This window comes from Virgibacillus ndiopensis (genome assembly GCF_900187325.1).
GTDB classification, from domain to species: domain Bacteria; phylum Bacillota; class Bacilli; order Bacillales; family Amphibacillaceae; genus Virgibacillus_E; species Virgibacillus_E ndiopensis.
In genome coordinates this window covers 1,122,319-1,145,167 of the sequence record NZ_FZMZ01000006.1, presented here as the reverse complement: position 1 = coordinate 1,145,167, position 22,849 = coordinate 1,122,319, and the positions used below count along the sequence as shown (strand labels likewise).

General features: G+C 36.7%; 16 protein-coding genes. 5 read left to right on the top strand and 11 right to left on the bottom strand.

Features of this window, described 5'->3' with window-relative positions:
* Positions 1-8 precede the first annotated feature (8 nt).
* The 3 genes from CS937_RS17830 to CS937_RS17820 are packed head-to-tail and all read right to left on the bottom strand — an operon-like array spanning position 9 to position 2,701.
* Positions 9-1,541, bottom strand: a complete 1,533-nt coding sequence (locus tag CS937_RS17830) for a coiled-coil domain-containing protein (protein ID WP_099159815.1) — start codon at positions 1,539-1,541, stop codon at positions 9-11.
* Positions 1,542-1,579: 38 nt separating this feature from the next.
* Positions 1,580-2,074, bottom strand: a complete 495-nt coding sequence (locus CS937_RS17825) for a DUF6114 domain-containing protein (RefSeq protein ID WP_176555877.1) — start codon at positions 2,072-2,074, stop codon at positions 1,580-1,582.
* A gap of 27 nt (positions 2,075-2,101) precedes the next feature.
* Positions 2,102-2,701 (bottom strand): DUF6230 family protein, encoded by a 600-nt coding sequence (locus tag CS937_RS17820; RefSeq protein WP_099159814.1) that lies wholly within the window; start codon positions 2,699-2,701, stop codon positions 2,102-2,104.
* A gap of 532 nt (positions 2,702-3,233) precedes the next feature.
* Here CS937_RS17820 and CS937_RS17815 point away from each other — a divergent pair.
* On the top strand, positions 3,234-4,727 hold the full coding sequence (locus CS937_RS17815; RefSeq protein ID WP_099159813.1) for a response regulator transcription factor: 1,494 nt from the start codon (positions 3,234-3,236) through the stop codon (positions 4,725-4,727).
* 193 nt (positions 4,728-4,920) lie between these two features.
* Here CS937_RS17815 and CS937_RS17810 read toward each other — a convergent pair whose 3' ends face one another.
* Positions 4,921-5,709 carry an MBL fold metallo-hydrolase gene (locus CS937_RS17810; protein ID WP_099159812.1) on the bottom strand — a complete coding sequence of 263 codons (789 nt, stop codon included), beginning with the start codon at positions 5,707-5,709 and terminating at the stop codon, positions 4,921-4,923.
* A 284-nt stretch (positions 5,710-5,993) separates the two neighbouring features.
* On the opposite strand from CS937_RS17810, the gene CS937_RS17805 reads away from it, so the two are divergent.
* Entirely contained in the window at positions 5,994-7,226 is a 1,233-nt protein-coding gene (locus tag CS937_RS17805; RefSeq protein ID WP_099159811.1) for a dicarboxylate/amino acid:cation symporter, read from the top strand.
* Positions 7,227-7,293: 67 nt separating this feature from the next.
* Here CS937_RS17805 and CS937_RS17800 read toward each other — a convergent pair whose 3' ends face one another.
* From CS937_RS17800 to CS937_RS17790, 3 genes are read right to left on the bottom strand one after another with little or no spacing between them, the layout of a single operon-like run.
* A complete protein-coding gene (locus tag CS937_RS17800) occupies positions 7,294-8,973 on the bottom strand; it encodes an acyl-CoA dehydrogenase family protein (RefSeq protein ID WP_099159810.1) in 1,680 nt (559 codons plus the stop codon).
* 17 nt (positions 8,974-8,990) lie between these two features.
* Positions 8,991-10,505, bottom strand: a complete 1,515-nt coding sequence (locus CS937_RS17795; RefSeq protein WP_099159809.1) for a class I adenylate-forming enzyme family protein — start codon at positions 10,503-10,505, stop codon at positions 8,991-8,993.
* 2 nt (positions 10,506-10,507) lie between these two features.
* Positions 10,508-10,900, bottom strand: coding sequence for a MerR family transcriptional regulator (locus CS937_RS17790; RefSeq protein WP_099159808.1), 393 nt, complete (start codon positions 10,898-10,900; stop codon positions 10,508-10,510).
* A gap of 226 nt (positions 10,901-11,126) precedes the next feature.
* On the opposite strand from CS937_RS17790, the gene CS937_RS17785 reads away from it, so the two are divergent.
* On the top strand, positions 11,127-11,693 hold the full coding sequence (locus tag CS937_RS17785) for a DJ-1/PfpI family protein (RefSeq protein ID WP_099159807.1): 567 nt from the start codon (positions 11,127-11,129) through the stop codon (positions 11,691-11,693).
* A gap of 232 nt (positions 11,694-11,925) precedes the next feature.
* On the opposite strand, the gene CS937_RS17780 is transcribed toward CS937_RS17785, so the two are convergent.
* Together CS937_RS17780 and CS937_RS17775 are read right to left on the bottom strand one after the other, a co-directional pair.
* Positions 11,926-13,392, bottom strand: coding sequence for a Na+/H+ antiporter NhaC family protein (locus tag CS937_RS17780; protein ID WP_099159806.1), 1,467 nt, complete (start codon positions 13,390-13,392; stop codon positions 11,926-11,928).
* Positions 13,393-14,191: 799 nt separating this feature from the next.
* Complete coding sequence (locus CS937_RS17775; RefSeq protein WP_099159805.1) at positions 14,192-17,344, bottom strand: efflux RND transporter permease subunit; 3,153 nt, start codon at positions 17,342-17,344, stop codon at positions 14,192-14,194.
* A 139-nt stretch (positions 17,345-17,483) separates the two neighbouring features.
* Here CS937_RS17775 and CS937_RS17770 point away from each other — a divergent pair, with 139 nt between their 5' ends.
* On the top strand, positions 17,484-18,356 hold the full coding sequence (locus CS937_RS17770) for a TetR/AcrR family transcriptional regulator (RefSeq protein ID WP_099159804.1): 873 nt from the start codon (positions 17,484-17,486) through the stop codon (positions 18,354-18,356).
* A 72-nt stretch (positions 18,357-18,428) separates the two neighbouring features.
* Here the strand turns inward: CS937_RS17770 and CS937_RS17765 are convergent, their stop codons facing one another.
* Positions 18,429-20,606, bottom strand: a complete 2,178-nt coding sequence (locus CS937_RS17765) for a DNA topoisomerase III (RefSeq protein ID WP_099159803.1) — start codon at positions 20,604-20,606, stop codon at positions 18,429-18,431.
* Positions 20,607-20,741: 135 nt separating this feature from the next.
* Between CS937_RS17765 and ytaF the strand changes: the two genes are divergently transcribed.
* Positions 20,742-21,377 (top strand): sporulation membrane protein YtaF, encoded by a 636-nt coding sequence (gene ytaF / locus CS937_RS17760; RefSeq protein ID WP_099159802.1) that lies wholly within the window; start codon positions 20,742-20,744, stop codon positions 21,375-21,377.
* A 549-nt stretch (positions 21,378-21,926) separates the two neighbouring features.
* On the opposite strand, the gene CS937_RS17755 is transcribed toward ytaF, so the two are convergent.
* Complete coding sequence (locus tag CS937_RS17755; protein WP_099159801.1) at positions 21,927-22,823, bottom strand: AEC family transporter; 897 nt, start codon at positions 22,821-22,823, stop codon at positions 21,927-21,929.
* Positions 22,824-22,849 lie beyond the last annotated feature (26 nt).

The window sequence follows — 22,849 nt, the reverse complement described above, 5'->3', positions numbered from 1 at the left end:
AGTGACTATCACCATAAACGGCCAAAAACGGAATCTATAATTTGATCGATAAGTGATGATTCCTCCTCTTTGGCATTACCCTCTTCATCTGTCGCTTTATCTTTATCATCAGTAGATTCAGGGGTTTCCTCGTCATCTTTATTGTCGGTAGTAGCATCGTTTTCCGATTCTGGCTCTGTTTTACCGGAGTTGTTACTTTCATTGCTATCAGGTTCAGTAGTTCCATTTTCAGATGACGACTGCTCATCGTTAGACTGTTTACTTTCATCTAAATTTTTACTTCCTACTACTTCTTCAACAATACCTTCAGCCTTATCCTTATTTGCTTCAAGTAATTCCTTGAAACGAGCCTTCAGCTTGTTAATAGTTGATTGCATCGTTTTTAGTTGCCCTTCAATTTCGTCTTTTGCATCAACTAATGCTTCAATATTTTTAGTAACTGACTCTATTTCAGACTTAATCTTTTCAACCTCTTCTTTTAATGTAGCAACATCCACTCGTTTCGAATGATTCGCTTCTTTTGTCTTTTTGTTAATACCCGATTCGGATTGTTGTTCTTCCACCTTATCTAACAATAACTTATATGTTTCTACTTGCTTCATTTCATCGTCTGATAATGCACTCTCACCTGTTGTTAATGCAGTTAATTGTTTTTCAGTTTGCTTGATTGAATCCTTTAGTTCTTCTAACGATGTCTCCGCTTCACCCAGCGTTTTCTTAAATACAGATGTTGCTTCACTTAATGATGTATAATCTGGTTCCAATGCTTCTATTGAAGAAATTATTTTTTCAAAGTCAAGCTCTTCGTGATTTTCATTTGATAGCAAATCGGATATCGTCTTAACTGACTTCTGCAGTTTTTCTATCTGATTACCGTTTCTTATTTCTTCATGTTTTTCCTGAGCTTCCGTAACAAGTTGTTTTGTTTTGTTTAATTTTTGTTTATCTTTTTCCAATCCATCCCTCTTTTCGTTAAGGGACGATTGTTGTTCTTCCAATTCCTTTATTTTTTCTTGTAGTTCTTCTTTACTCATTGTTGATTTAAAGTTAGGTATTGGCCCACATTCACTTTGGTAACAAGTTTCAACAGTAGCATTAGGAAGGTTAATGCTTGCAACTGTTTGTTCTGTCACCTTCATGGAAACGTCTTTCAAACAGACCCAACCTAATTTGCCAGGCTTACATATCCCACCAATAGTTGGAAGATTGCCTCCAACTGTTTCTGCGTGTAAATTTTCAATTGGAATTGGGCCAGGTGATGTTATTTTAATAACAAAAGATTCTTTTTCCCCGCGATCGATGATTTTCGTAATTGTTAGACCATAAATATTCCCTTCACTAATAGTAATCTTCCCTTGAAGTGCTCCTAGTAAATCCATAGCACCATCAACTTTTTCTGTTTCAATGATAAACCCACCACTATGTTTTCCCGTATCTTCAGCAGCGGATGTTTTACCTAACGGCGCTAATAAATACCCAAACACAAATATAAAAACAAGGCTAAGAAAAACAAAGTTATTGAATTTTCTTTTGTTTTTCATAAAAATTCTCCTCATAATTGTGAACATTCTTTGGTACTTCATACTTGAAAAACTTCAATCCTATCGTCAGTAGATTCATTCACATCTTCTAATTGTTTATTATGTGGGTTTTGACCATTAATTGTAACCTCTTTTTTCTCCCAAGCAATGCAAAGCGCTCCAGCAACAATCCCCATAATCGTTCCTATTAAAAATCCACCTAACGCACCCATGATAGAAAGTACTGACAAAAAGATCGTTACGATACCAAGTACAGTTGAAAATTGTGGATAGATGAACGCAAGAATTCCCATAATCAAAATTAAACCACCGAACAAAAAGCCTACAAACACAAGACTTCCTGGAACAAATGCAATGGCATACAATTGTAACGGTATATACAAAATTAATAGTCCTGCTAAAAATGTAAATGTTGCTCCCCAAAAAGGTCGGCGGTTTCGCCATTGTTTAAATTTACCCGATTCTGCAATTTTGTTATATTTATTTTGTAGTTTTTGTTCTTTTTTCAATGCCTTCCTTTCTTTCTTATCCATTAGTAAACCCCTTTCAGGCTATAAGGTTTATTTCTCTTCTCCCATCATGTCAGGTCCTTTAATTTTCTCTACAGAAATTTCCGCACCTTCTATACTAACCATGCTTTGAAACAAATAATCGGTAACTATTTTTGCATCTTTAATATTTATCGTCGATGCATTTTGTGACCAATTTTTCGTATAGTCATCCGTATTTTTTTCTTCAATAGCTAGTTTGCTAAAACTTAAATCGGCATCAATAAAGCGAGCATCTTGGATTAACCCTTTAATTGTCGTTTGACCATTTGCACGGATGTGAAATCTGACCCAGTTACCAGTTGGTAATTTAACATCTTTGTAGATGTGTAAATTACTAATGGTTACTTCATCCATCTTGTTTCTTACCATTGGCTCTGCATCTGAATTTCCTGTCTCACCTACGTGTGGTAGTAATTGAAATTCGGTTCCGTTCAACTCATCAAATTCCACATAGAAATCGCCAATTCCACCAAGCGGTAATGCAAAGGCACTTCCCGTAAATCCGAAAACTGAAATAAGTCCACCAAGAGATAAGAAACCCGTTAAAAAAGCTATTAAAAACTTCTTCTTCCATGTCTTTCCTACTATCAATTTACTTTCCTTTTTCAAACCAATCACCCCATTTTTTCATTAGGCTGTTTTCGAGAAGATTGTTGCTTTTTTAAATGCCGATGTTACGTAATAGTTGATATAAACTATGAAAAAATCCTTTTTGAAACAACAACCTCTTGTAAAACAGCCTTTTATTAAAAACTAATGCACCTTATTTTTTGTGAACGCTTTCATAAATATTTAAACAATTACCCTAACATAGCCATACAACACTTCACTCCCTCCAGCTTGGATAGGAAATGTTAAATTTTAATTAATAGAAGATTCTTTCAAATATAATACGTTTATTATAAAACAATTCAATTAAAATTAATACCCGACGAAAATAGGTTATTATTAACATATTTATTTCTATTTACTACAAATATATGGATAAAGACCCTAAACATATTAACAGAAATCATCGAATAGTTATGAATAAAATTTGAATTATTCAGTTTTAAACTGTACCATAACAGAAAGAGTCGCTTATCAACCTCAACTCAAGAATCCACTATTCAAGAATTAATAAGAAAGGAAGGGAATCGTGATGTCCCTTACGCTAAACCACCAAATGGATTCTGTATTTCAAAATGGCCTACAGATAATCAAATTACATAAACAACAAATTCTAAATGAATGGGAGATGCTCCACTTTCACTTACGAAAAGCCGGGAAGAAATCAGAAAAAATCACTGAGGAAACCATTACCTTTTTTACTAGGTATTTTTTTGAAATAGAAAAAGATAAGGTACCAACTAAAATCCCTACATTAGCTTTTCAAACGAATCAATTTAACATTACGTTACTAGAAAATGCAGTCCATAAGGTAATTCAAGCAAATGAAAACTACTCACACCAGGATCACCAAGCTGTTCAGTACGTATTTTCCTGTCTTGGCGAACAAATCCTAGCACATCCATATCATAAACAATTTAGCATTAATACTTTTCTTCAAAATCTGGTTACTTCCAACCAATTACCAATTGAGTGGGCAGCAATCACTAAAAAAGAGGAACAATCATTTGTCCTTGATAAATGGTTTACTTGCCAGGATCAGAATGTATTGGAAAACGAAACAGTAAAAGCAAACACCATTTATGCACTATCTGAATTACTGCTGATTCAAACAAAACAGGATACAAATGAAGCTCGAAGTGTCTTACCCATTCCGCACGATGGTGCGACTTTATTGATTTGTATAAATAATAAGGAAAACGCAGCACATATATTACCATTCATCACCTACGCCTTACAAATTTTCCAAAACGGAAAAGACTCATTAAACGTTACGAAGCAGGAGCAGCAATGGAAAGATTCTGTAATTATGTTTAATGAGACGATTATGCGTTCACAATCCTACGCTGAAGCGGTAGAACACATTACTGCTGGATTTGTTCATTATTTGCCATTTGAACGATGTGCGCTGTTTTCCTATTCCGCTAATGAACAAACGGGCTTCGGACTCTCTGGGCATCATTTAGATACGAAGGTCATTCAAAATATTACTGAAGAAATTAGTAATCTACCATTAATCCAAAACAACCTTCAACTATTACAGCTTTTCGGAAAAAGTATGAATTATTTACAGCCAATATATATTTCACATGCATCCATGGGATTTCCTAAAAGTTATATTGAACAATTTCAGCTTGGATCTGTAGTAGTAGCACCGATTTTCACAACGTCAAGTAGTAAATTGTTAGGGGCTGCAATACTAGATCAAGGCCCGGATAAATACTTCAAAGTTGGCCAGGAAACTTTTTCTGCTCTAATTAAATTTGGGCAAAGTTCTGGAGAAATCTTAGCTAAGTATCAATCTAATTATTTAGAACGGCAAAAAATACGTTCGCTCCATTTATCCCCCCGTGAAGTCGATGTTCTTAAGCTAATGGCAGAAGGTGCATCAACAAGTGAAGCTGCTGTTTCTCTAAATTTAAGTGAATATACTGTTCGTGATTATGTATCATCTATTATGCAAAAGATGGGGGCACGCAATCGTACAGAAGCTGTAGCAAGAGCGATTCGTGAAGGAATAATTTAATAGGATTTTCGGTAGCAATTCTTAACTGTTGGTTGCTACTGCTTCATTTCTAGAACCGTAGATTTGATCGATAACATGTTTATATTTTTGTTCAACTACATAGTTTTGGAGGAGGGATAAAAATATATTCCTAACTTTGTCGGGTAGTTGGTTAAGACTTATAAAAGATCCCTATTTTTATATGACGTAACACTTATTCTCGATAACAGGAACGAACAAGATTACGACGCGAAAATGATCCAAACGATGCCGTTTCCAATTTCACTCTGTCCGGAAATATCTTTTTAACGATAGTTCGATCATTGTAACCCAACTTATGTAGGTTGATTACATCTTTTCTTATTTTTTGTAGATATTGCAGTTTACGTTCCATCATTTCTTTTCCATTTTCAATAACCCCTTCATGTCCACAAAATATTGTTTTATAATCTAACTTAATTATTTTCTGTATAGAATTTATATAGGATAACATGGACTCTTCTTTTAAAAATACCTTTGGATACGGAGTGATGTATAAATCACCAGTAAACAACCACCCTTTGTATGGTTCAAAAAGACACACATGATCAAACGTATGCCCCGGTGTATCAATAGGATAAAATTCATATTTGTATGTCCTTATAACTTCAGGATATGGCCTTGCATTAAAAGCAAGACGGGGACCGGAAAATAATGTACGATACCATGGAAGATGTGCATTTTTGTGTGCAACTGCAACCATATTTTTATGACAAAAAATCTCCGTACTTACATGTTTATCAATCCACCTAGCTAACCCTGCGTGGTCCTCATGGTGATGTGTGATGGCAACTTGACGAATATCCCAAGTCTTTAATAGTGGCATTAAGTTTCGCTTACGAATGCTCGGACCTGTATCTACAAGGAGTCCATCTATAAAATACAGATAAACATCCATCATTGGAAAAATCGGATTTACAGTAATTTTAATGATTTCCATGTCGTCAAATAGAATTCGCTCCATCTTTTCACCACCTTTACTTATACATAGTTAACATTAGTTCCGTTGAAAATACTATCCCTAAAATGAAGGTGCCTCCAGTCTGAGGGTTCCATGCATACTTTAAACCACAATACCACTTCCCACTCTCTCTATTTTTCTGGTATAATAGGAATATTAATCTGTTTAAGAGAATCGTACCTCACCTTCTATTTCCATTTTTATAGCAATATATTATGGAAACTTCATGCTCATCATGCTCAAATTCTTGAACTACAACTAAATTTCAACTAGAAAGGAACGAACATATGAGTCTAACAAAAAAAATTATTATCGCCCTCATACTTGGGGTCGCTGTTGGTATAGGTTTAAGCTTGGCACCAACAGAAGTCTTCTCCGTTACAGATAACTATTTACTTAATCCAGTTGGACAGATATTTTTAAATTTAATTACGATGCTTGTCGTCCCAATTGTGTTTATTTCAATTGTTTTAGGTACAGCTGGACTAGGCGAACCTGCAAAATTGGGGAAAATCGGTTTACAAACAATTACTTTTTTTCTAGTAACAACATCAATCGCCCTAGTTATCGGAATAGGATTAGCCTATTTGTTACAACCTGGTCAAGCAGGAATATTTGATACTAGTAATGTTAAATATGAAAGTGAATCGGCGCCACCTATTATGGAAACTATCATTAATATAGTTCCTGATAACCCATTTGATTCAATGGCCTCAGGCAATATGCTTCAAATCATAGCTTTTGCTGTTTTTATTGGTATAGCTGTTGCAGTTCTAGGTGAAAAAACAGCAGGAATCTATCGCTTATTCGAACAAGCGAATGAAATTTTTATGTTTCTCGTTAATGTAATTATGAAAACTGCTCCATATGGCGCGTTTGCTTTGATCGCATCAGCTTTAGGGAGTGCAGGTCTTAATGCTCTTGGTTCTATGGCAATGTATATGGCTACTGTTATTTTAGCTCTAGTTATACATGGTATAGTTACGTACAGTCTTGCTATTTGGGGACTTGGAAAAGCTAATCCTCTTAAATTTTACAAAGGATTTTTTCCTGCTATGTCTGTTGGGTTTAGTACTTCTAGTTCAAGTGCCACATTACCCATTTCCATGAAAACTGCTCAAGAAAACTTGGGCGTAAAAAAAGCAATCAGTAGCTTTGTCCAACCACTTGGGGCAACTATCAATATGGACGGAACAGCGATAATGCAAGCAGTGGCAACGGTATTTATTGCACAGGTATATACTATTCCACTAGAATTCACTGACATTATCATGATTATTTTAACTGCTACTCTAGCAAGTATTGGCACAGCGGGTGTGCCTGGTGTTGGTCTAATCATGCTTGCAATGGTATTAAATCAGATTGGATTACCTGTTGAAGGAATTGCATTGATTATTGGTGTTGATCGATTATTAGATATGCTACGTACTTCATTAAATATTACAGGTGATGCAACATGCGCCTACATTATTTCCGAAAAAGAAAAACACAACCAGAAGAATACACAGCTTTCATCTTAATAGCTGAAAAAGACACGTTAGTCATATGATTAACGTGTCTTTTGTTATTTTGATACAAGGTATAGAACTAATTCTCTACAATTTCCATAAATCTAGTCAATTGCACTGGCTTCTCCTGAAATTCATCCTTTTTCCAAACCGATTGCAAATAGACGTCAGAAATTGCCCTTTGTCTTACGTCTTCTTTATAAAAAGATTCAACTGCTACAACACTTTCAAAAATAGCCGACATTTGCTCAGAAATTTCCTTGCAATAGTAGGTTTGTAACTCAAAAGATAATCCTTTTACAAAGTTAATTTTATCACTTAATTTGGAAATTTCCTTATCCAAAATAACCTGCCACTCCCTGTAATCATCTGAATTAGATTGGTCATCATTTTCTAATACTGCTAATCTCCCTCGCATCTCCTCTACAAAAAACTGATCAACGTTGTATTTCCCGATCAGCCGCAGCACTTCTAACCCAAGAATATTTGCTGTGCCTTCCCAAACGGTCAAGACTTGTGCGTCCCGGAGTAGTCGCGGCGTGACAAAGTCTTCAATATATCCGTTTCCACCATGCATTTCAATTGCCTCATGAGCAAAATGAATGGCTTGTTCTGCTGTCTCCTTCTTCATGATCGCAACATACAGTCGAAACAACAGTTTATCTTTTTCTGAAGTGTTAGCTTTTGTTTCCACATCCATAACCTGGTCCATTAATTGAATCACTTCAAACATTGCATTTGTTTTAACTTCTTGTTTTGCAGCCATTTCACTTAAGGTAGCACGGACCATTGGATAATCCGTCAATACACTTCCGAACGCTCTCCGTTCTATTGCATATTTTTTTGCTTCTAAATAAGAACGGCGCATTATACCTAGTGATGCTACTGCATTACATACGCGAGAGAGATTCAAAGCTTCAATCATATAATAAAATCCCTTATTTTCTTCTCCGACTAGAAAGCCTTTTGCACCATCAAACTCCACTTCTGCTGAAGGAACCGCCCTTACACCTAGCTTATCTTTCAACCGACGAATCCGCAGCAAACCTTCCTCTCTATTTTCCTCCCAAGGAATAAGAAACAGACTTAGCCCCTTCGTTCCTTCTGGCGCCCCTTCCAGACGTGCCAACACCATTGCAACCCCACATGCTCCAGCGTTACTGGCAAAGTATTTTTCACCATAGATTCTATAATGGTCCCCCTCTCTTTCTGCTTTTACGACATTTGCACCCACATCAGAACCACCCTGCCGTTCCGTTAAAAATGTTGCCCCTTCATACAACTCAACATCACCAGTAGATAGAACATGTGGTAAAAAAGTATGCTTCAATTCATCAGATGCATAATGATCAATTAAATAGGCAGTTGCTTTCGTCAGGGTTACTGGACAATAAACTCCTGGTTCAGCATGAGAAAGCAAGTAGCCTTGAGCAAAAGCATATATATAGTTACCTTTACTTTCAAGCTCCGGAATCTCCTTATGAATATAACCGACAATTCCTGAATTGTACGTATCCTCAACTGTTTTTTGATACCCATCATTCAACCAAATGTGTGAGACCTCATTCCCCATTTTGTCATAGCGAAATAATTTTGGTTGTCCCTCTCGATCGGTATGGACTGCCCGTTCATCTATTTCTTCTGCACATATCCTACCAAAATCAATGAGTTCTTTATCAGCCCATTGAAAAAATTCATCTGACAAACTATTTTTAAGCAATCTCTGTAAATTCAAGTCTTGTTGATAAAAATTAGCCATCCTTTTTTCTCCTTTCCCTAATGTTCGACCCTTTCACGTAACTGATTTTTCATAAGCTTACCCGTCGCATTACGCGGAAGCGCTTCCATTTTTTTATACAATTTAGGAATCTTATAACCTGCCAATTTATCCTCCAAGAAATTGCGGCATTCTATTTCTATATCATCTATTTCCTCTTCTAGTACAAGAAAGGCTTTCACCGTTTCACCCCAATCAAGATTTGGAACACCTACTACTGCTGCATCGGCAATCAATGGATGTGTGATTAATAGATTTTCGATTTCTTTTGGAAAAATATTCACCCCACCAGATATAATCATATCCTTTTTACGGTCCACAACCCAGAAGTAACCATTATTGTCCTGTTTAGCCATATCGCCAGTGTACAACCACTCACCTTGTAATGCTTCCTTTGTTTTTTCCGGATCCTTATAGTACCCCTTCATATTTCCATCACCTCGTAAGATAACTTCCCCAACCTCTCCTTGTTTTACATCTATTCCTTTTTCATTTACCAATCTGATTTCACAATTTAGTGCTGCTCGTTTTCCAATGCTTCCCGCTTTTGAATCATGATCATCAAAATCTAACAATGTACCATTTGGTCCTGCCTCAGTAAGTCCATATACACACATTAAGCGATTTGAACGGAATTTCGCTTTTACGAATTCCACTTCCTGTTTTGCAAGGGGTGCCCCACCATAAACCCAATATTCCATCGAAGACAAATCATACTCATCAATGTTTGGATGTTTCGCGCATGCAAGGTATGCTATTGGTGCTCCAAAGAAATGTGTTGTTTTTTCTTTTGCAACGGTAGTTAATAGCAATTCTGGCGTAAACGTTGGAACAAGTACCTGTGTTGCACCAACATATGTACCAGCAACCATGAACAAATGAAGTGGTGCTGAATGACTGAGTGGCATCATGTGCAACACTCTACTCTCCGGCTTCATTGTCATTTCAATACAGATCATCGTTGCAACCGTGAGAATATTTCTATATGTGAAAACAACACCTTTTGGAACTCCCGTTGTGCCTGAGGTATACAAAAGTGCTGCTTCATCATTCTCTGTTAGCTCACACGGAATCTCAATACTGGATCCTTCTTGAACTAAGCACTCAAACGAATGCCAATGATCAACAGCTTCACCAGTTTTGACAAACTTAATTTCTTCAAATTTAGGCAATGCTTGCACCTGACTAAATAACAGTTCATGCGTTACAAATACTTTCGCATCACTATGATCTAAAATATACAATACCTCTTGTTGAACAAGCTTAGCGTTTACCGGAACAATAATTGCCCCTAAACGTTGAACAGCAAAATAGGTATACAAAAATTCTTTCGTATTTGGCATATGGAGAACTACTTTATCTCCCTTCGAAACCCCTAGACTACGAAGACTGTTTGCCAATTTGTTTACATTGAGATTCCATTCGAAATAAGAAATACGTTCGTTAGGAGTAACAATCCCTTCATGATTTGGCATTTTTCTCGATTGGTGGGCAAGCAAATTTGGTATATTCACTATTATTCACGCTCCAATTCGTTTAATTTAGTTTGAAAATCAACGATTAATCGCTCCATTTCTGTACGAAGCATTACTAAATCATCAATTCGTTTCGACACCTCCTTAATCTTCCCTTGACCATATTCGATTGTTTTTATTAACTGTTGTTTCCCGCTAGGATCTTGGTCAAATAGCTGAATCATTTCACGTATTTCTTCTAAGCTGAATCCATATTTTTTTCCACGGAAAACTAACTGAAGACGAATTCGTTCCTTTTTTGTAAAAACCCGTTGACCGCCATCACTACGCATCGGCTTAAGTAATCCAATTTCCTCATAATATCGAATCGTCCTTGTAGTAATCCCAAAATATGTAGCGAGCTCTGAAATCGAATAGGTTTCTTTTTTTAGCATTAGACAATCACCTTTATTATAATTTTCTAACAACTATACCTTATCATTAACGTTAACGTAAACTGCAATAAATATCTACAAAAAATTAGTTACACGTACCCATACAATATTCCTGCAGTGTCTGACTCCATTCTTCATAAACTATTTATTGAAAAATTAGAGGATATTGGTTATCGAACTAGAATATAAGTAATTAAATCCCAAAATCTTAAAGGAGGAACGTCAAATGACTAAGAAAGTTTTAATTCTTGCTGGAGATGCTGTTGAAGCGCTGGAAATCTATTATCCATACTTCCGTTGTCTAGAAGAGGGCTATGAAACTACTATTGCAGCTGGTTCCGCCAAGAAATTGCATACTGTTGTCCATGATTTTATCGGGTGGGAAACATATACAGAAAAAGAAGGTTATCTCATTGATGCCGCTGCTAGTTTTGAGGATATCAATCCTGAGGAATATGACGGTTTAATTATTCCTGGTGGCCGGGCTCCTGAACACATTCGTCTCAATCAGTATGTTCCTGGAATTGTTAGCCACTTTTTTGAAGCAAACAAACCAATTGCCGCTGTTTGCCATGCAAGTTTAGTCTTAACAACCGTTAAAGAACACATAAAAGAACGAGAAATGACTGCATATATTGCCTGCAAACCTGAAGTTGAAGCAGCTGGTGGTACGTATATTGAAGAACCTTTGCACACGGATGGCAATCTCGTTTCTGGACACGCTTGGCCAGACTTACCAGGATTAATGAAAGAATTTATAAAACAGGTTAATGAATCAAAAGTAACTATATAGTTTAAAAAGACAGTGGAGCTATACAAAAAACTCCACTATCTTTTTAATGATTGACAACATTAACCATTAGCACTTACACCACTTTTGTCTCAATCAATTAGAATTCCCAACAGTAATACTTTTAGCGCTATGACACCGATATGTATGATGAATATAAAAAACATCATAAAGGCAGCTGACCTAGTTAAATCAGCTGCCCTTAATACTATTTTGGATTTGTTAAAAGACCGATTTATTCCTTCGGTGCTTCTTTAAGCTCTTCACCATTTTTACCTTCATAACGTAGTCCCCAGCTAGTGATTGCAGCTAAAAGCATGACAACCACCAAGAACCAACCTTGGAAAACAAATGGAAATACGGATGTCGGATCGACCACTGGTAACCAATCATAGTTTTTATCCTTCATCTGTTTGATTGTGGACCAACCTAATAATACTGGTGCTCCCCATGGGAAAATATAACCAAGCGCCGATGTAACGGCATCTAACATGTTTGCCCGACGGTATCGATGGATCTTGTATTTTTCTCCAAGCTCCTTAACAAACGGAGCAGCAGCAATTTCTGCAGCAGTGTTTATTGTTATCGCACTATTTAAAAGCGCAACAATTGACCAAATTGCAAGTTCAGCACGGCGAATAGAATTCTGAATCCATTTGACCAATCCCTTTGTAATTGCTTCCATCGTTCCACCAAGACGCATTAAATGCGCACCTGCAACAATTAGCAAGATTAAAATCGCCATATTCATATAACCAGCAACACCATCAATTAAAGCCCCTTGTACTATTGCATCAGAATCTGGGTTGAAGCTGATAATTTTACTCGGATCTGCCAAGTTCAATAACCAAATTAGCGGAATTGCTGTTAGTATTCCCCATGTCAATGATGTAAGTAAATGGTGCCCCGATAATGCCAGGATGAGCACAATGGCAAACGGAACCAACATAAATAGCCCAGTAGGATTTGTGTTATCCAGCATCACTGCTTGATTAGCTTGTGTTGTCCCACCGCCACCAAAAATAGCAAACAAAACAACTGTAGGAACCGCTGCAGCAATTGAATATTTAAAACGAGACCGTACAACCCCTGGAACATCTGCATCCTGTGTTGTCGCTGAAACAATTGTTGTATCAGATACTGGTGCTAGATTATCCCCAAATACAGCACCAGCTAGAATCGCTGCAAACAGCATCACAGGTTCTGCTCCAACTGCAATTCCTGCTGGATACATTAAGGTACAAAAAGCTACAGTCGTACCATAGCCTGTTCCAACGGCTGTAGAAAAGGTTGATGCCAAAAGGAAGGTTAGGGCAACAAATAAACCACCTTCAAGACCAGTTACAGATCCTACCCAAACAAGTCCCTCAACCAATCCACCAACTTGAAGTACATTTGCGAACATCCCTGCAAAAAACCATGCAACCATAGCTATAACCCCAACAGGTTGAGCTAAACCATCAAACAACCCTTGTGCATAATCCTCCCATTTACTTTTACAAAAAAATAACCCAAGTGCTAAACCTATAATAGCACCCATCACTAGTCCGATTTCAGATGACATTTGAAGCACACTTGTTGTAATCGCCCAAATCACAAAAAACACTAAAGGCAACGCTGCCCCAAAAGCCCCCATACGAAAGTCTAATCTATCAATTTGCTTTGTTCCTGTTGCTCGTGCTAAATCTTCTTTATCTGACATTGTGACCCTCCTAATTATTCATAAAATTATAAATACTCACGTTATAAATCTTACTATGTAAAATTCCTTTCTCTAGCTTATCATAAATTATGATGGTTATGAATATAACAATTTACGTAATTATTCTAAAAGTATTTTAATAGATCTATGGTCATAGATTTTAGTTTGAACAACACATCAGTTACACATTCTATCTCCGTATAGTATGTTTATAATTCTTTTTTATTTAATAACTGTTTTCTAGAAGATTGTTACTTTTTCAGATGCTGATTCTTAACTTTAATAGTTAATAAAATGCGTGAGTGTTGTGTTAATTTAGATTTTTTTAGCTTTCTGACCCACAGCCCGTATCCACTCCGCTTTCCGGGGGGGGGCGGCTGGAGAGCCTCCTCGTGCTACGCACTCCGGGGTCTCACCGATGCCGCTCATCCCCCAGGAGTCTTCGTGTATACGGGCTGCTTGTAAGAAAATATATGTTTTTCTATTTCTTATAATAAAATGGGATTAAAAAAAGCACAACACCAGTGGGAAAGTGAATGAAAGCAAGACGCTGAAACTCCGCAGGGAGCGATCTACGAGGACGCTCAGCAGGAGCCCGTGGAAAGCGTAGTATTTTCTCGTAGCGGTTGCAGCGTACCAAACATGATTTTGAGCTATATCACTGTTTCTATATATACCAACAAACTATGCGTATTAATAAAGTAAAGCTTCATCGGTGGCGGGGTATCGTGTTAATGGAATTAAACATAAAAAGAAGACCTTCTGCCTAAACAGAAGATCTTCTATCTAATAATGCTAACTAATCGTTATTTTTTACTAATTTCTTTTTACGAAACTTAGCAAAAGTTTCATAAACGATTGGAACAATTACAAGCGTCAACAGTGTTGAACTTGTTAGCCCACCAATCACGGTAACACCCAATCCTTTTGATATCAGGCCGCCGCCTTCAGCACCAATTGCTAACGGAATCAACGCTCCTATTGTAGCTAGGGCAGTCATTAAAATTGGGCGTAAACGAACGGAACCCGCTTCAAGAAGTGCTTCTCTAGTAGACAACCCTTCTTTTTCTTTATGGATTACACGATCAATTAGTACAATAGCATTCGTTACAACAATTCCTATCAACATTAATGCACCAATCATGGCTGATACACTTAACGGTTCATTTGCGATCCAAAGTGCAACCAAACCACCAATGATTGAAAATGGTAGGGAGAACAGAATAGCTAATGGTGCTAGTGCCCCTCCAAAAGTCACCACAAGAACAAAGTAAACAATTGTAATAGCAGCTAACATTGCAAGCCCTAGTTGTGTAAACGACTCGTTAATTTGTTCCGTCACTCCGCCAAATTCAGCCTTCGCGCCACTAGGCAATGTAAGTTCATTTACCTCATTCTCTATATCAGCTGATACACCTGCAGCATCATCACCTGTAACTTTAGCTGTAATGGAAGCGTACATTTTACCTTGTCGGCGTTGAATTGTATCAGGTGATTTCCCTTCTTCAACTTCCATTACATCTTCAATAGCTACTGATGTACCTAATGGAGTTTCTATCTCCGTATTTTTAACATCGTCAATATTGTCATATGCTTGTTTTTCAACTTCTACATATACATTAAGTTCTTCTCCATCATTTTTCACTGTTGTAAGTACTGGAGATTCACCATTATCACTCAAATTCATACCGATTTGTCCTGCAGTTAATCCATATTTACTCAATTTCTCTTGATTAGCAACAAGTGTATATTGGTCATATGCCTCTGAAATACTTGATTCTACATCTTCCAACTCATCATGATCTTGCATTATAGGCATGATTTGTTCAACAGAGCTTTGGATATCCTTCATATTGTCCCCATAAACAAACAGTTGTAATTCATTCGAACCCATGCTAGCAAATTCTACTGTTCCCCATTCACCCGCATCAGTAGTATCATTTAGCGAAGTCACGACCTTCTTAGCTTCCCCACTAAAATTCGCAAATTCGCTGTCATACTCAATAAAGAATAGTGCAGAGTTGTCACTTCCACCCATCATTCCACTCATTGGGCCACCGCTCCCTATTGAGTATTGATAAGTTGTAACACCTTCACGATCACTAATAAATTCTTCAGCATCAAGAGCAATATCCTCTACTTCTTCTCTCGTTTGCCCTGGTTCTGGACTATACGTAGCAACTACCATTTTTTGTTCTTCATTTGGTAAAAAGCTAACGCCAATTAATGGTACTAAGAAAAAGCTTGCTACTAAAACGATGACAGATCCACCAAATGTAATTAACTTATGATTTAATGTCCAATTTAAAATACCTTTATAAAATCGAGCCAATTTACCCGGTTTTTCGTCATGGTGTTTTATATCTTTTGTCTTTCTCTTAATTCCTTTATTAAACATAGAATGTGCAAGCATTGGTACTATTGTCACTGCTACAATCAAGGATGCAGATAGCGCAAAGACAACGGCTAATGCAAACGGTAAAAACATTTCTCCAACCTGACCACTAACTAGGCCAAGTGGTAAGAACACTGCTATCGTAACAACGGTAGAAGAAAAAATCGGAACAAACATTTCACGTGTTGCTTCACGAACTAGTGCTTTTCCACGAAGCTCTTCTCCTAACATAGCCATTCGCCTATATATATTCTCAATAACAACTATGGAGTCATCAATAACGCGCCCAATGGCAACCGTAAGGGCACCTAACGTCATAATATTTAACGTTATGTCCATTTGATTGAGTAGGAATATTGCCATTAATAAAGATAACGGAATAGATACGATTGAGATAAGCGTCGTTTTAAAACTCCTTAAGAACAGCAGAATAATTACTACTGCAAATAAAGCACCAAATAAAGCTTTACTCAACATTGTTTCTACAGATTTCTCGATTGGTTCGCCCTGATCCATCGTAGTTGTTATCGTTAGTCCATACTCATCCTCTAACTTGTTAATGGAATCTTTAACACTGTTGACAACTTCTACTGTATTTGCGTCAGTAGCTTTAACAATTTGTATGCCTATAGATTCTTCACCATTAGTTCTAGAAATAGACTCTGCCCTCTTGACAACTTTGATATCAGCAAGATCATCTAATTGAACCGTTGGCATTTCCATAGACGCTTGTGCCTGTTGATTACCTTGAGCTGCTTGACCCTGCCCTTGTTGTGACATTGCATTCTGTTGCGAACTTTGACCACTTTGGTTTGGCACAGCTGGAATCTCTAACGCTTTTAAATCTTTCAACGTTTCTATATTTCCATCGATAACAAGATTCTTCAACTCCCCATTAAAGTTGGTTAATCCTAAAGGAAAAGATACATCTGACCCTTGAATCAATTGTTTAATGGTTTCTTCTGTTAATCCATACTTACTTAGTTTTTCTTCATTAAAATTAATACTTACTTCCTGTACTTGTTGACCCGTCATTTGTACATCCGCAAGTCCTTCTATACCTTCTAATTCAGGTAGAACATTATCCTCTACTACAGTAGTTAGATGTTCTAACGAATGATCTGCGTCACTAATACTTAATGCCAGAACAGGAAATGCATTTAAACTTAACCGTGATATTTGAGGGTCCTCAACTCCATCAGGAAAGGTTAAATCAGACAATGCATTTTTTACCTCATCTACCGCTTCGTCCATGTCCTTATCAAAATTATATTGTATTTGAACAGACGATGAATTGGCGAAAGATGAAGAATTAACGATATCTACTCCATCTAAATTCTCTATTCTTTGCTCAATTGGTTCTGTAACTTCCTCAGCAACTTCATTCGGTGCTGCCCCAGGATAAACGGTCATTACTGATACATTTGGCACCGTTATATCAGGCATTGTCTCCTGCTTCATGTTTAAACCAGAATACAGACCTGCTGCAACGACCATAATAGTCAAGATCCATATCGCAAATTTGTTATTCATTGAAAAATTAATAATTTTTTTCAACTTGCACACTCCTCGTTCTTTCATATATGACCGATCGGTCAGTTCGATGAACAAAAAGACCCATCACGATATGTAATGCTATATGACTTGCCGGTCATTGTCAAGAGTGTTATTTTATTTAATAATAGATGAAATGTAGATGAATAAAAGAAAGGTGTTAACCATGGACAAGAAAAATATCATTATAGAATCAGCAACTAAACTTTTCGCCCTTAAAGGATTTGCCTCAACATCCATCCGAGAAATAGTAGAAGAAAGCGGAATATCCAAGGGAGCATTCTATCTTTATTTTAAATCAAAAGACGAACTGCTAATTGCAATCTTGGAAAGTAATTTCCAGAAGATTGAATCGGAAGTTTTCTTATATGAAAATAATAATTTAAATCCACAGGAAAAATTCAACCTGCAATTAACGATGTTATTCAACATGATTATGGAACATAAAGAAATGGTAGTTATGCTGTCCCGAGAACAAACATTACCATTTAAAGATGAAATCAAAAAGATGGTTTACGAGCAACAAATAAAGACACAAGAATTTTTCCAAAAGAGCTTATCTTCCATATATGGACAAAAGATCAAAAACCATTTATGGGATCTTTCTTTAATGCTGGAAGGTCTCTTTCAACCATTTCTTATGTTCATGGTATTTGACGAAAAAGCATTACAAGTAGAGGACTTATCAAAGTATTTATTAAGAAGAATTGACAGTTTGGTAGATGATTTAATATCTGATAAACCATTATTGAGCGAGGAAAAAATAACTTCCATGATAGAGCGTATAAAGGATGCAAATAATGTTGAAAGTACAATAAACCAAATGAAAAAAGAATTAAAAGTCATAAAAAACAAGGAGGATTTGATTGTTTCAATCGATGTATTAAACGAAGAAGTAAGCAAGGGAAATCCAAGAATTCCGGTAATTTCAGGCATGTTGCTCAACCTAAAACAAGAATCTTCTTTAGAGAAATATTGTTATATAATTGCTGATTACTATAAGATAAATCTATAATGACCAGTCGTTCATACTAGAGCAAATATATTCTAAAAGGATCTTCTGCCGGGACAGAAAATCCTTTTATTTTTATTTTTTCAATTTAGACAATGCATCGGCCAATGCATTATTCTTAAATCCATCATCCTGTTTCTTCAAATATTTATTAACATCTTTTTTTGATACTTTATGCTTTTGCTCACGTTTCTTTCGTTCGTTAAAGGTAGAAAGCTTTTCCCTATGACCGCATTTACACATAAACATTTGCCCTTCACCTTCACCACGAAGTTCTAAGCGTTTATGACATTTTGGACAACGAGCATTTGTTTGTTTAGCTATATTTTTCTTATGTCCACATGAACGATCCTGACATACAAGCATTTTTCCATGCTTATTATTAATTTCGAGCATTAATTTACCACATTCAGGACATTTACTGCCCGTGATATTATCATGTTTAAAGGTATCACTACTTGTTTTAATTTCTTGAACTACTTCACGCGAATAGCTTTTCATATCAGCAATAAATTTATCTTTTTTCAATTTACCTTCTGCAATCAACCCAAGTTTTTGTTCCCATTCTGCCGTCAATGCAGGCGAGCGTAACTCCTCCGGAACCAAATCAAGTAACTGTTTACCTTTTGAGGTTATAAAAATATGTTTACCTTTCATTTCCATATATGAACTATTAAACAGTTTCTCGATAATATCGGCACGTGTCGCAACGGTACCTAGGCCACCTGTTTTGTTAATTGTTCCTGCTAAGTGCTTCTCGTCCTGACTCATGTAGCGGACAGGGTTCTCCATTGCCTGTAGTAGTCCACCTTCCGTAAAACGCTCTGGCGGTTTCGTTTCACCATTAGTCTGAGAAATACGTAAATTTGAAAACACATCACCTTTGTCAATTACCGGTAAACGTTGATCTTGTGATTTTACGTCTGTTTCATCATCGTGGCGGTTATCATAAATTTCTTTCCACCCTTGTTTTTTAACGATTTTCCCTTTAGCAACAAAACGTTCATTCTCAATTTGGGCAATAACTGACGTCTGCTCGTACTCATGAGGGTCAGATAAAACCGCCAAAAATCGCTTCACAACCAAATCAAAAATTTTACGTTCCTTATCATTCAAGTCTGCTAGAATTACTGGCTGTTCAGTTGGAATAATCGCATGATGGTCTGAGACCTTTGCATTATCTACAACTGTCTTCGATAGCTTTATATCCCGCCTCAGCACTTTTCCAGCAAATTTTGCATACTGATCAACCCCACAGGCCTTCACACGATCTTTTAATGTTGGAACAATATCTGTTGTGATAACACGTGAATCTGTTCTGGGATAGGTCAATACTTTGTGCTGTTCATATAGTTTTTGCATGAGCGATAATGTTTGTTTACCTGAGAAATTGAAGATCCGATTCGCATCACGTTGCAATTCCGTTAAATCATACAGTTGTGGTGAGAACTTCTTTTTATACGTCTTATCAACATTAATGACTTTTGCTGGCTTATTTTTAACCTGTCCAAGTAGTATATCTGCTTTCTCTTTTGAAAACATACGATTGTTATTTTTTGCATCCTGCCATGTAAATTTAAAACCTTTTGTTGTCTTTACTTCGATTCCATAAAATTTCTGTGGCTTGAAATCTTTTATTTCTTTTTCGCGAGCAGCGATCATTGCTAGTGTAGGTGTCTGCACTCGTCCACTAGAAAGCTGTGCATTAAACTTCGTTGTTAGTGCACGGGTCGCATTCAATCCGACATACCAGTCAGCTTCTGAACGGGCTACAGCTGAAGCGTATAAATTTTCATATTTCTCACCTGGTTTTAACTGCTTAAAACCATCACGAATCGCCTTATCCGTAACTGAAGATATCCACAGTCGTTTAACTCGTTTATTCACACGTGATTTTTCGATAATCCAACGTGCGACAAGCTCCCCTTCTCGCCCAGCATCCGTTGCGATAACAATTTCATTAACGTCTTTTCTATTGAACTGCGTCTTAACTGCATTAAATTGTTTGCCTGTTTTCTTTATAACTACCAATTTTAAATGACTCGGAAGCATTGGTAAGTCGTCTAATCGCCATGTCTTATATTTGTCTTCATACACCTCCGGATCAGCTAATGTTACCAAATGACCAAGTGCCCACGTTACAATATATTTTGATCCTTCCATAAAGCCATTGCCTTTTTTATGACAATTCAATACACGTGCAATATCTCTGCCAACAGAAGGTTTTTCTGCTAATACAACTGTTTTACTCATTAAAATAATCCTCTCTATTCATTCTCTCTCTACTTTAACATATTTTTAAAAGATTCTTATACAGTATGCAGGATTCCAGGCACACCATTTTCCTAAACCCATACAATAATCAAAAGAATAAAAGGATTGATTGGCTTGCTCTATTACACTGGATTAATTCTTCTCGTAATTGGTGTTAGTTTGGATAGCTTTGGCGTAGGAATAACATATGGCATGAGGCGGATTCGAGTTCCATTTTTCGCATTATCTGTAATAATGTTCTGCTCTGGAATTACTGTTTTAACATCAATGACAATTGGAAATTTGCTAAGTTCCTTTATCACAGCTAGTATTGCTAAATCAGTTGGAGGTACAGTCTTAATATTTATAGGGATATTTTGTTTATATAATGTTTTTAGATCAAAAATGGGAGATGAAATAAGTCATCAATTGGAGCAATCTCAAGAAAGTGAAAAATGGGACCAGTTTAAAACGATAATGAAAAAACCAGAGCGTGCAGACTGGGATCATTCTGGTACAATTTCGATTAAAGAAGCGCTTCTACTTGGTTTCGCACTTGCATTAGATGCGTTTGGCGCAGGGATAGGTGCTGCCATGCTTGGATATTCACCATTAGTGACCGCCATTTTTATTGCTTTAATGAGTGGAACATTAGTATTTTGTGGAATTAAATTAGGTATTTATTTATCGGAAAGAAAATGGATGCGAAAGTTAGTCTGGTTACCGCCATTTCTGTTAATTACGTTAGGTATATTTAATATGATTTCATAAGAAAAACCGCTACTCTTTAGCGGTTTTTCAAACTTCCTAATTTAATTTTAAAGCAACGAAATAATCCATCCAATCACTACAATTGCTCCAATTATCATTAAAATTGTACGTATCATTCTATTCTCCCTTTCGATGAGCTTATAACAGTAGATACCCATAAAGAAGAATTAACAAACAAAAAGCCATGTTAGACAAGGTTTTTTTCTAGAAGATTGTTGCTTTTTCAAATGCTGAAACCTTATTAAATAATATTGACATAAAATGCGACGTAATTAAAAATCATGTTAGATGCCTTGCTACCGCTACGGAGATACACTACGCTTTCCGTGGGCTCGCTATCCTCATACAAGCATCCCGTATACAAGTAGACTTCTGGGGGATGTCAGGCATCGATGTGCCCTAAAAAAGTTAGCACTAGGAGGCTCTCCGGCCGGCCCCGGAAAGCAAAGTGTATACGGGCTGCGTATCAGCAATAAAGAATGCGAAATTACCACAGTACTCACGTCGTGGTTTCTATAAATAGTTACAAACTATGCGAAAAAGACAGCCTTATACCATAAAATTTAATAACAATGTAACAGAAACAATACTAATGAGCGTTGTTACAAGCGTAATGCTTGAAACCAAATCAGGCTCAGTATCAAATTCGATTGCATACATTGTAGTTGTTGCAGCACTTGGCATTGCCGCTACAATGATAATTACTGATGCAATGACTGTATCGATATCAAGTACCCATACGAACATAAATGCAATGAGTGGTGACAGAATCATCCGCATCACAACTGCCGACCCTATAATTTGCCAGTTAAACTTAAGAGATGTAATAGAGGCTAGCTGCATTCCAAGCATAACCATCATCAGTGGAACAGCTGCATTACCTACCATCGTCAAAGTAGAATATACTGCATCTGGGATTTCCCAGGGGATTTGCTGAAAAACAAACGCCATAATTGCCGCATACGTTGCCGGCATCATAAATACAGTCTTCAACGCACGTAGCATTCCACTCGTACTCCTCGAAGCATAATAGACACCAAAAAAATTCATCAACAACGACTGCAGTACCATAAAGAAAATGGCATACGGGAGTGCAACATCTCCAATACTAAAGATAATAACTGGAACACCGTAATTACCACCATTCATGAACACTGAAGTCAATATTGTTGCACTCTCTACCGACTTATTCCATTTAAATATGTATGCAAAAACTTTATTTAGTACAATCATCATAAATAATAAGAGAAATGCAAAAATCAAAATGTTACTAAATCCTTTATTGAACGATGCTTCATATAAGGTTGTAAATACTAAACAAGGTAAAAATATGTAAATGGAAACGGCCGCTACAGATTTAACATCTAACATACGAACCCGTTGCACCCAATATCCAACAGCAAAAACTGCAATAATTGGGAGAACGACCTCAAGAAATAAATTCACGTTATCACCCCTGAAACAAAAAAACT

Coding starts and splice junctions, on each gene's coding strand:
- CS937_RS17815 (WP_099159813.1), top strand. CDS start 3,234: ATGTCCCTTACGCTAAACCACCAAATGGATTCTGTATTTCAAAATGGC.
- CS937_RS17830 (WP_099159815.1), bottom strand. CDS start 1,541: ATGAAAAACAAAAGAAAATTCAATAACTTTGTTTTTCTTAGCCTTGTT.
- CS937_RS17825 (WP_176555877.1), bottom strand. CDS start 2,074: ATGGATAAGAAAGAAAGGAAGGCATTGAAAAAAGAACAAAAACTACAA.
- CS937_RS17770 (WP_099159804.1), top strand. CDS start 17,484: ATGAATAAAAGAAAGGTGTTAACCATGGACAAGAAAAATATCATTATA.
- CS937_RS17765 (WP_099159803.1), bottom strand. CDS start 20,606: ATGAGTAAAACAGTTGTATTAGCAGAAAAACCTTCTGTTGGCAGAGAT.
- CS937_RS17805 (WP_099159811.1), top strand. CDS start 5,994: ATGAGTCTAACAAAAAAAATTATTATCGCCCTCATACTTGGGGTCGCT.
- CS937_RS17810 (WP_099159812.1), bottom strand. CDS start 5,709: ATGGAGCGAATTCTATTTGACGACATGGAAATCATTAAAATTACTGTA.
- CS937_RS17790 (WP_099159808.1), bottom strand. CDS start 10,900: ATGCTAAAAAAAGAAACCTATTCGATTTCAGAGCTCGCTACATATTTT.
- CS937_RS17785 (WP_099159807.1), top strand. CDS start 11,127: ATGACTAAGAAAGTTTTAATTCTTGCTGGAGATGCTGTTGAAGCGCTG.
- CS937_RS17800 (WP_099159810.1), bottom strand. CDS start 8,973: ATGGCTAATTTTTATCAACAAGACTTGAATTTACAGAGATTGCTTAAA.
- CS937_RS17780 (WP_099159806.1), bottom strand. CDS start 13,392: ATGTCAGATAAAGAAGATTTAGCACGAGCAACAGGAACAAAGCAAATT.